Source organism: Streptomyces sp. URMC 123 (assembly GCF_051386515.1).
Taxonomy (GTDB): Bacteria; Actinomycetota; Actinomycetes; order Streptomycetales; family Streptomycetaceae; genus Streptomyces.
The window spans coordinates 1-9157 of the sequence record NZ_JBPQTV010000260.1; the positions used below are offsets into that span (position 1 = coordinate 1).

General features: G+C 74.7%; 7 protein-coding genes and 1 pseudogene. 7 read left to right on the forward strand and 1 reads right to left on the reverse strand.

The genetic code is table 11. The features are described from left to right. The first annotated feature begins 3 nt into the window (after positions 1-3). A complete protein-coding gene (locus tag ACSNOD_RS23960; RefSeq protein ID WP_436769107.1) occupies positions 4-795 on the forward strand; it encodes a S1 family peptidase in 792 nt (263 codons plus the stop codon). 160 nt (positions 796-955) lie between these two features. On the opposite strand, the gene ACSNOD_RS23965 is transcribed toward ACSNOD_RS23960, so the two are convergent. Beyond that, positions 956-2608, reverse strand: a complete 1653-nt coding sequence (locus ACSNOD_RS23965) for a chitinase (protein ID WP_436769108.1) — start codon at positions 2606-2608, stop codon at positions 956-958. 454 nt (positions 2609-3062) lie between these two features. On the opposite strand from ACSNOD_RS23965, the gene ACSNOD_RS23970 reads away from it, so the two are divergent. The 6 genes and pseudogenes from ACSNOD_RS23970 to ACSNOD_RS23995 form a co-directional block, all read left to right on the forward strand. Continuing rightward, entirely contained in the window at positions 3063-3971 is a 909-nt protein-coding gene (locus ACSNOD_RS23970) for a hypothetical protein (protein WP_436769102.1), read from the forward strand. 184 nt (positions 3972-4155) lie between these two features. Continuing rightward, positions 4156-4863 carry a Flp pilus assembly protein CpaB gene (cpaB, locus tag ACSNOD_RS23975; RefSeq protein ID WP_436769103.1) on the forward strand — a complete coding sequence of 236 codons (708 nt, stop codon included), beginning with the start codon at positions 4156-4158 and terminating at the stop codon, positions 4861-4863. A 9-nt stretch (positions 4864-4872) separates the two neighbouring features. Further along, complete coding sequence (locus ACSNOD_RS23980; RefSeq protein WP_436769104.1) at positions 4873-6723, forward strand: AAA family ATPase; 1851 nt, start codon at positions 4873-4875, stop codon at positions 6721-6723. 167 nt (positions 6724-6890) lie between these two features. After that, complete coding sequence (locus ACSNOD_RS23985) at positions 6891-7307, forward strand: TadE/TadG family type IV pilus assembly protein (RefSeq protein WP_436769105.1); 417 nt, start codon at positions 6891-6893, stop codon at positions 7305-7307. Positions 7308-7329: 22 nt separating this feature from the next. After that, complete coding sequence (locus ACSNOD_RS23990; protein ID WP_436769106.1) at positions 7330-8673, forward strand: CpaF family protein; 1344 nt, start codon at positions 7330-7332, stop codon at positions 8671-8673. 6 nt (positions 8674-8679) lie between these two features. Further along, positions 8680-9157 (forward strand): annotated as a pseudogene (locus ACSNOD_RS23995) (type II secretion system F family protein); the annotation flags it as partial.

A 9157-nucleotide genomic window follows, 5' to 3' on the forward strand; every position in this document is an offset into this window, starting at 1 on the left:
CCCCTGGCGGCCCCCGCGCCCGCCCGGGCGGCCGTGGACTTCGCCGGCGCCGTCTCGCTCAGCAACTGCTCGGGCGCGCTCGTGCGGATGCCGGACTCCCTGCCCGACGACCCGGCGCTCGTCCTCACCAACGGCCACTGCGTGGAGAGCGGCATGCCGGACGCCGGCACGGTGCTCGTCGACCGTCCCTCCACGCGCGACTTCGGCCTCCTCGGCGCGAACGGCGACGAGGTCGCGAACCTGCGCGCCACGAAGCTCGTCTACGCGACGATGACCGACACCGATGTGGCGCTCTACCAGCTCGGCAGCACGTACGAGGCCATCCGGCAGCGCTACGGCATCACGGCGCGGCGGCTGGCCGCCGCCCGCCCGGGCCGGGCGAGCGACGTCTCGGTGGTCTCCGGCTACTGGAAGCGCGTCTACACGTGCCGCGTGGACGGCTTCCCCCACCGGCTGCGGGAGTCCCAGTGGACCTGGCGGGACTCCGTGCGCTATTCCACCCCCGGGTGCGAGGTCATAGGGGGTACGTCGGGCTCGCCCGTGGTCGACACGGCCACCGGTGACGTCGTCGCGGTCAACAACACCCGCAACGAGTCCGGGGGCCGCTGCACCCTGAACAACCCCTGCGAGGTCGACGAGAAGGGGCGGATCACGGTGCGGCGCGGGGCGGGCTACGCCCAGCAGACGCACCAGATCCCGGCGTGCGTCGGGCTCGACAGCAAGCTCGACCTGGAGCGGCCGGGGTGCGAGCTGCCCAAGCCGCGGGCCGAGCGGCGCGCCGTGCTCGGCCGCTAGGAGCCGCCGGCGGGCCCGTACGGTGCGTCCCTCGCGCCGTACGGGCCGAGTGCCGCGTCCCTCGCGCCGTACGGGGTTGTGCCTCGCGCAGTACTGCGCGAGCGTTCCGGCCCTCGCGCAGCACGGTCCCGGCGCCCCGCGTCCCTCGCGCCGTACGGGTCTAGGGCAGGCCATGGACGTGGGGGCCGACCGTGTTCGACCACGCGTTGCCATTGCTCGCGTCCCAGTTCGTGGACCACGTCATCGCCCCGCGCAGCCCAGGGTAGGTCCGCGGCGGCTTGAACGAGCCGCACCCCGTGCCCCTGGCCAGGCAGTCCAGCGCCCTGGTCACCACGGCCGGGGAAACGTATCCGCTGCCCGCGGCGCGCGGGGAGGCCGGCAGGCCGAGGCCCACCTGGGAGGGGGCGAGCCCGCCCTCCAGCTGGATGCAGGCCAGCGCCGTGAGGAAGTCCACCGAGCCCTGGGAGTAGACCTTGCCGTCGCAGCCGTTCATGGAGCCGCTGTTGTAGTACTGCGTGTTGACGACGGTCAGGATGTCCCTGATGTTGAGCGCCGTTCTGAAGTACTCGTTCGACGTCGACTGCATGTCGATGGTCTGCGGCGCCATGGTGATGACCAGCCCCGGGCCCGCCTTGGCCGACAGCGCGCGCAGGGCCTGGGTCATATAGGTGGAGTTGAGGCCGTTCTCCAGGTCGATGTCGACGCCGTCGAAGCCGTACTCCCGCATCAGCGCGTGCACCGAGTCCGCGAAGTTCGCCGCCGCGGCCGCGGAGTCGACCCGTACGGTGCCCCGCTCGCCCCCGACCGAGATGATCACCGACGTGCCGGCGGCCCGCTTGGCCCTGATGTCCGCCTTGAAGCGGTCGACGGTGTAGCCGCCGAGCCCGGCCGAGTCCAGGGCGAAGGTGACCGCGCCCGGCGTGGCCGTGGCGTCGGCGAAGGCCACGGCGATGATGTCGTACTGGCTCGACACGTCGCTCAGCTTCTGCACGGTCGCGCCGTTGTCGAAGTTCTGCCAGTAGCCGGTCACGGCGTGCCGGGGCACCGGGCCGGGCCCCGGCCCCGGGTCGGTGCCCGAGGTGGTGGCGGTGACGGCCGACGACGGCGCCGACTCCCCCGCCGCGTTCACGGCCGTGACCTGGAAGCGGTACGAGGTGGCGGGCGAGAGCCCGGTCACGGTCGCGGAAGTGCCGCCGACCGCCGTCACCTTCGTGCCGTCGCGGTACACGTGGTAGCCCGTCGCGCCGCTCACCGCCCGCCAGGACAGGGCGACGGAGGTGTCGGTGACCGCCCCGACCGTGAGCCCGCCCGGGGCGGCGGGCACCTGGGGGCCCGGCCCCGGGCCGCCGCCGGGGCCGGTCAGGAGGACGTCGTCGGCGAGATAGGCGGGCTGCCCGTACCAGCCCTGGGTGTGGATCGTCACCGAGGTGGTGGCCGGCCCGGTGCGGAAGCCGGTGGTGAGCCGTTGCCAATCGGTGGCGGACGGGGTCCAGGTGGCGACGTCCGTGGTGCCGGTGCCGCTCGCGCCCAGATACACATAGCTGCCCCGCACCCAGGCGCTGAGCGTGTAGTCGGAGTCCGGCCGTACGGGCACGGTCTGGGCGCACCGGGCCCGGTCCTGGCCGGTGGGGGTCGCGCGCAGGGCCGCCGAGCCGCCGTGCACGGGCGAGCCCACCGCCGTACCGCTGTCGCCGGAGCAGGTCCAGTCGGCGAGGCCGGACTCGAAGCCGGGGTTGCGGGCGAGGTTGGGCTCGTCCGCGGCGCTCGCGGGGGCGGTGACGCCCGTGGAGGCCATGGCGCCCGTGGAGGCCATGGCGCCCGCGGGGGCCACGGCGCCGGCTGGGGTCGACGACGAGCCGAGCAGGCCCGCGGCGGCGAGCGCGGCCGCGGTGAGGAGCCGTATGAGCCGGCCCGTGCCGCTGGCGCCTCCCGGGGCGCCGGCGCGGGGTGTCGAGGGGTCCACTACTGCCTCCTGCGGTGACAAGTGGGGGGAGGAGGAGCCACCGGCCGTCGGCCGGCGTGGTAGCGGACAAGCTGGTCCAGACCAATGATCGTGTCAAGGGAGCTCGCGGCACCCGCGCCGTGTGTGTGCTCTATGTGCTGTAAATCCCCGGAACTGTTCTCCGTGGGCCGCCTCCTGGATATGGTGCTGAGCCAGCAACGCAGTGCGACTGTGCCAACAGTGCGGTGCGGTGGCCCAGTTGTGGTTCAGTGACGGATCTGCGGCCGGCGCGGGGAGCGGCGGCTGAGCGAACGGGGAGCCCTACGTGCCCACCGCGATAGCGGTCACCGGCCCAGAGCTGGTTCTGCCACCGCTGGACCGGCAGACGCCCACCGCCGCCGTGCTCGCGCCGCCCGGCGAACAGACCCTGGACGCCGCGCTCGTCACGGCCGCCCTGCTGCTCGAACGCCACGGCCATCTCGTCGTGCTCTACCCCGCCGCCTGCTCCACCCGCCTGGCCCGCAGGCTGCACACGATCCGGTCGCTCCTGGAGAGCGACCGGATGGCGCTCCTCCCGGTCGCCCTGCCGCCCCTCGGGGTCGCCGTGCTCGCCCGGCAGCTGCGCCAGCTCTCCGTCTGCGGCTTCAGCCCCGGCGTGCTGGCCTCCGCGGCCCGGCTGCTGGCCCACTACGTCTACGCCGGTGCCCTGCTGGCCAGCGTGACCCGCCTCGACCGGGTGGACGTCCGGCTCGCCTCGCACGTCAAGTCCTGGCTGCCGGGCGTGCAGTTCGGGGTGCTCGCCCACCCCGAGCCGCGGGTGATCACCGTCGGCCGGGAGGAGAAGCTGACCGGCCCGTCCTTCGCCACCCACCTCACCGTCGCCGTCGGTCGGCTCCCCGCCGACTGGGTCACCGGCCACCTCGCCCACTCCTGGCGGGTGCAGGGCGTCGCCGAGGTGCCCCTGCCGAGGGAGTCCGCGCCCTGGTGGGGCACGGCCAAGCTCGTCGAGTTCGCCGCCGCCATGCCGGACCCGTCGATGCTCTACCAACTGGTCTCCTCGGTGCGCAGAATGGAGTGTCACTGGTGCGGCCTCGAACTCATCGGCGACCGCTGCGCCTTCTGCTCCTCGCCGGTGCCCGGGCCACCGGCGGCCCAGGTGTCCGGGCGGCGGGCCGCGCTCACCCGCGGCCCGGGGCCGGGACCGCGGGTGCTGCCCGAGGGCGCCCGCACGTGACCGCGTACGCGCCACCTCCGCCCGTACGGTGCGCGCCGCGCGGGCCCACGTCCGTACGGGCACCGTCGGCCCGGGCGTCCTCCGTACTGTCGCCGCCGGCCCGGCTCTCGTCCGTACTGTCGCCGACCGCCCGGCCGTCGCTCGTGCCCCGACCCGCACCGTCGCCGAACGAGGTTCCCCGTCCATGAATTCACGCCAGCGCCGCGGACTCGTCCTCCTGATCCTGTCCGTGCTGTGTGCCCTCGGCGCGTTCGCCGGAGTCCTCTCCGTCATCCGGGACGTGGAGTCCAAGGTCGGCCCCGAGACCACCGCGTACCGGCTCAAGCAGGACGTCGCCGCCTACCAGGACCTGCGGCCGGAGCAGTTCGAACGCGTCGCGATCCCCCAGCGGTGGCTCTCGGACACCGCCGTCACCGACCTGGACAAGGTCAACGGGAAGATCGCCGTCACCCCGCTGCTCAAGGGCTCCCTGCTGCAGGCCGACATGATCGTGGAGCGCCCCGCGCTCCAGCCGGGCCGCCAGGAGATCGCCATCATGATCGACGCCGCCACCGGTGTCGCGGGCAAGATCAGGGCCGGCGCGAAGGTCAACATCTATGCCACCTTCGAGGGGAAGAAGGAGGGCGAGAAGCCCGTCTCCAAGGTGATCGTGAGCAACGCCCCCGTCATCCACGTCGGCAAGCTCACCCCCGTCGACTCCGACACCGCCGACTCCCGGCGCCGGCGCGTCGAGGCCGTGCCCATCACCTTCGCGCTGGAGACCCGCGACGCCCAGCGCGTGGCGTACGCCGAGTCCTTTGCCTCCCACGTCCGGCTCGCCCTGGTCGCGCCCGGCAGCGACGTCCCCGTCCCGCCCGGCGAGCGCACCTACACCCTCGACAGCGACAAATAAGGGGCACCGGTGACGATCAGAATCCTCCCCGCGGTGGGCGACCCGGACGCGGCCCGCTCCCTCTCCCTGCTGCTCAGCCAGCTCCCCGACGCCGAGCCCGCCGCGCCGGTGGCGGACTCCACCGCCCTGCTGGACACCCTCGCCGCCCTCGTCGCCGGCGCGGTCGAGGACCTGCCCGAAGTGGTGCTCGTCCACGAGCGGATCGGTCCGGTGCCCGCCCTGGAACTCATCCGGGACGTCGCCCTCCGCTTCCCCGCCGTCGGCGTGGTGCTGATCACCTCCGACTCCGGCCCCGGGCTGTTCTCCGCCGCCATGGACGCCGGCGCGCGCGGGCTGACCGCGCTGCCCCTGTCGTACGACGAACTCGCCGCCCGCGTGCACGCCGCCGCGCAGTGGGCCACCGGCGTCCGCCGCCACCTCGGCGGCGGGGAGGCCGTGCCGAGCGGCCCCGGCGGCACGCTCGTCACCGTCACCGGCGCCAAGGGCGGCGTGGGCGCCACCGTCACCGCCGTCCAGCTCGCGCTCGCCGCGCGCGGCGCCGGGCGCGAGGTGGCGCTCGTCGACCTGGACCTCCAGAACGGCGACGTCGCCTCCTACCTCGATGTGCAGTTCCGCCGGTCCGTCGTCGACCTCGCCGGCATCCACGACATCTCCCCCCGCGTCCTCCAGGACGCGGTCTTCCAGCACCCCACCGGCCTCGGCCTGCTGCTCGCCCCCGAGGAGGGCGAGCGCGGCGAGGAGGTCGGCGACCGCGCCGCGCGCCAGATCGTCGGGGCCCTGCGCGCCCGCTACGACGTCGTGGTGGTCGACTGCGGCTCCCAGATGAACGACGCGAACGCCACGGTCGTCGAACTGGCCGACACGGCGCTGCTGCTCACCACCCCCGACGTGGTGGCCGTGCGCGCGGCCAAGCGCATGGTCCGGATGTGGGACCGGCTCCAGATCCGCAAGGCGGAGGAGACCACGACCGTCGTCAACCGGCTCACCCGCGGCACGGAGATCCAGCCGGGGCTGGTGGAGCGCGCCACCGGCACGCGGATGGCGCGCACCGCGATCCCGGCCGGCTACAAGGAGCTCCAGCCGGCCGTCGACGCCGGCCGGATGCAGGACCTGGACGGCCGCTCCGCCGTCCGCCAGGCGCTGTGGGCGCTGGCCGGCGAACTCGGCCTGGCCGGGCCGCCGTCGCCGGCCGCCCGGCACGCGCGGGGCGGCCACCGCGAGCGGGCGGCCCTGCCGGGACTGAAGCGCCGCCGGGCCCTGCCGGGCGGGGCGGGTTCCGGTTCCGCTTCCGGGTACGACTCCGGTTCCGCTTCCGCTTCCGGGTACGGCGCGGGTTCCGGTTATGGCTCCGGTGCGGGTGCGGGTGCGGGTACGGGTACGGGCGCCGGTGGCGGACCGGCCTCCGCCGCCGGCTTCGTCACGGGTTCGGGCGCGGGAGGCGACACGGCGGCGGGGCCCGGCGCGGGTGACCGCCCCAGCGGCCGGTTCCGGTTACGCAGGGACGACCGGGGCCAGGTCTCCGTGGAGTTCCTCGGCCTGCTGCCCCTCGTCCTGACCGCCCTGGTGCTGGCGTGGCAGTGCGTCCTCGTCGGCTACACCTTCTCGCTCGCCGGCCACGCGGCGGACCGGGGGGCCCGCGCGGGCGCCGCGCGCGACGGCGGCGCGGGCGCGTGCCAGGCCGCGGCGGCGGAGGACCTCCCGGCCGCCTGGGGCGGCGGACAGCCCGCCTGTGGCCCCGACGGCAACGGCGTCTACGCCGCCACGGTGAAGCTCAAGGTTCCCGTGCTCTTCCCCGGGCTCGTCGACTTCCCGTTCGACGTCACGGGTTCGGCGGGCGCCGTCGCGGAGGAGGACCGATGAGCGCCCCCCACGTGCGCCCGCCGGCCCCGCGCCGCGGGCCCGTGACGGCGAGTCACCCGGCCCCCGGGCAGGGCCAAGCGCCAGCCCGGCGCCCCGGCCCCGGCCGCCCGGGGGCGGTGGCACGGCGCCCGAAGCCCGGGCCCCGGCATGTGGCGGCCTCGTACCCCGTGGCCGCGTCCCGGCCGGCTCCCCGGCGCCTCCGGCGCCCCCCGCGCGACCGGGGTCAGGTCGCCATCGAATTCCTCGGCTTCCTGCCCATCCTGCTCGTCGTCGCGCTCGCCACCGTCCAGCTCGGCATCGCCGCCTACGGCGCCCAGCAGGCCGGCACCGCGGCCCGCGCCGCCGCCCGGGCCGCCTCCCTCGACGACCGCGCCGACGCCCCCGCGCCCACCCCGCAGGCCGCCGCCGAGGCGGCCACCAGCGACTGGCTCGACGTGGCCGTCGCCTCCTCCGGCGGCGCCGGCGAGGTGCGGGCCACCGCCACCGTCACGATCCCGTCGGTGATTCCCGGAATCCCCGACATGACGGCCACCCGCAGCGCCACCATGCCCCTGCCCGCCGAGCCCGCCGCCGCGGGCAGCTGAGCCGAAGGGGGAGAAGCGGCCGATGAGCCTGAGGGCCCGCATCACCGCACCGGAGGAGCACCACCTGGGCCTCGGCGACGGCCACCTGGTCGCCGTCTACCGCGCCAAGCTCCTCGAGGAGATCGACCTCGCCGAGATGTCCTCGCTCGCCGCGGCCGAGCGACGCGCCCGGCTCGAACGCGTACTCGGCCACATCATCAGCCGAGAGGGCCCGGTGCTCTCCACCGCCGAGCGCGCCCAGCTGATCCGCCGCGTCGTCGACGAGGCCCTCGGGCTCGGCGTGCTCGAACCCCTCCTCGAGGACGCCTCCATCACCGAGATCATGGTCAACGGGCCCGACCAGGTGTACGTCGAACGGGCCGGGCGCGTCGAGCTCGTCCCCGTCCGCTTCGCCTCGCACGAGCAGCTCATGCAGACCATCGAACGCATCGTCTCCACCGTCAACCGCCGCGTCGACGAGTCCAACCCGATGGTCGACGCCCGGCTGCCCTCCGGCGAGCGCGTCAACGTGATCATCCCGCCGCTCGCGCTCAACGGCGCCACCCTCACCATCCGCCGCTTCCCCCGCGCCTACACCCTGCCCGAACTCATCGCCCTCGGCTCGCTCGACGAGGCCATGGTGACGCTGCTCGCCGCGTTCGTCCGGGCCAAGCTCAACGTGGTGGTCTCCGGGCCCACCGGCTCCGGCAAGACCACCCTGCTCAACGCGCTCTCCGGGCTCATCCCCGACGGCGAGCGGATCATCACCGTCGAGGACGCCGCCGAACTCCAGCTCCAGCAGACCCATGTCATCCGGCTGGAGTCGCGCCCGCCCAACGTCGAGGGCAAGGGCCGGATCACCATCCGCGACCTGGTGCGCAACTCCCTGCGCATGCGCCCCGACCGCATCATCGTCGGCGAGGTGCGCGGCGGCGAGACGCTCGACATGCTCCAGGCCATGTCCACCGGCCACGACGGCTCCCTGGCCACCGTGCACGCCAACAGCGCCGAGGACGCGCTGATGCGCATGCAGACCCTCGCCTCCATGTCCGAGGTGAACGTTCCCTTCGAGGCCCTGCGCGACCAGATCAACAGCGCGGTGGACTGCGTCGTCCAGCTCGCCCGGCACGCCGACGGCTCCCGCCGGGTCGCCGAGATCGCCGTCCTCGCCTCCCACGGCCGCGAGGACTACCGCCTCGCCACGGTCTGCCGCTTCGAGGCCCTGCCCCTGGACGCCGACCGCCGGGTCCGCGGGCACTTCCGCTGCTTCCCGCTGCCGCGCCGGGTCGCCGACCGGCTCCACCTGGCCAACGAGCCGGTGCCGCCCGCCTTCGGCGTGGCCGCCACCGACGACCAGCTCACCACCCGAGAGGCCGGACAGGGGTAGCCCACGATGGAACTCGACAATCTCGCGCGCCTCACCATCGGGGTGACGCTGCTCGGCGGGGTGCTGGCCGTCGTGGGCGCGCGGACGTACGCGGCCGGGCGCGCCCAGCGGCAGGTGCTCGTCGACCGCCTCTCGGACCACGGGCCCACGGTCCGTACGGGGCGTGCGCGGCGCTTTCGGGGCGTGGACCGCCGGGTGCGCGCCACCGCGTACGGCAGAAAGCTGGAGCGACGGCTGGCCGCGACGGGACTGGACGTCACCCCCGGCGAGTTCACCGTCGCCCTGCTGACGGCCGTGGCCGGCCTCTGGCTGATCGCCCAGGCCGCGCTGGCGTCCTTCTTCGGCCCGCTCGCCGCGCTGACGGCCGTCTGGGCGGCGTACGCCTTCCTCGCCTGGCAGCACCGCAAGCGGATCGAGAAGTTCATCAACCAGCTCCCGGAGCTGTCCCGCATCCTCGCCAACGCCACCCAGGCCGGACTCGCCC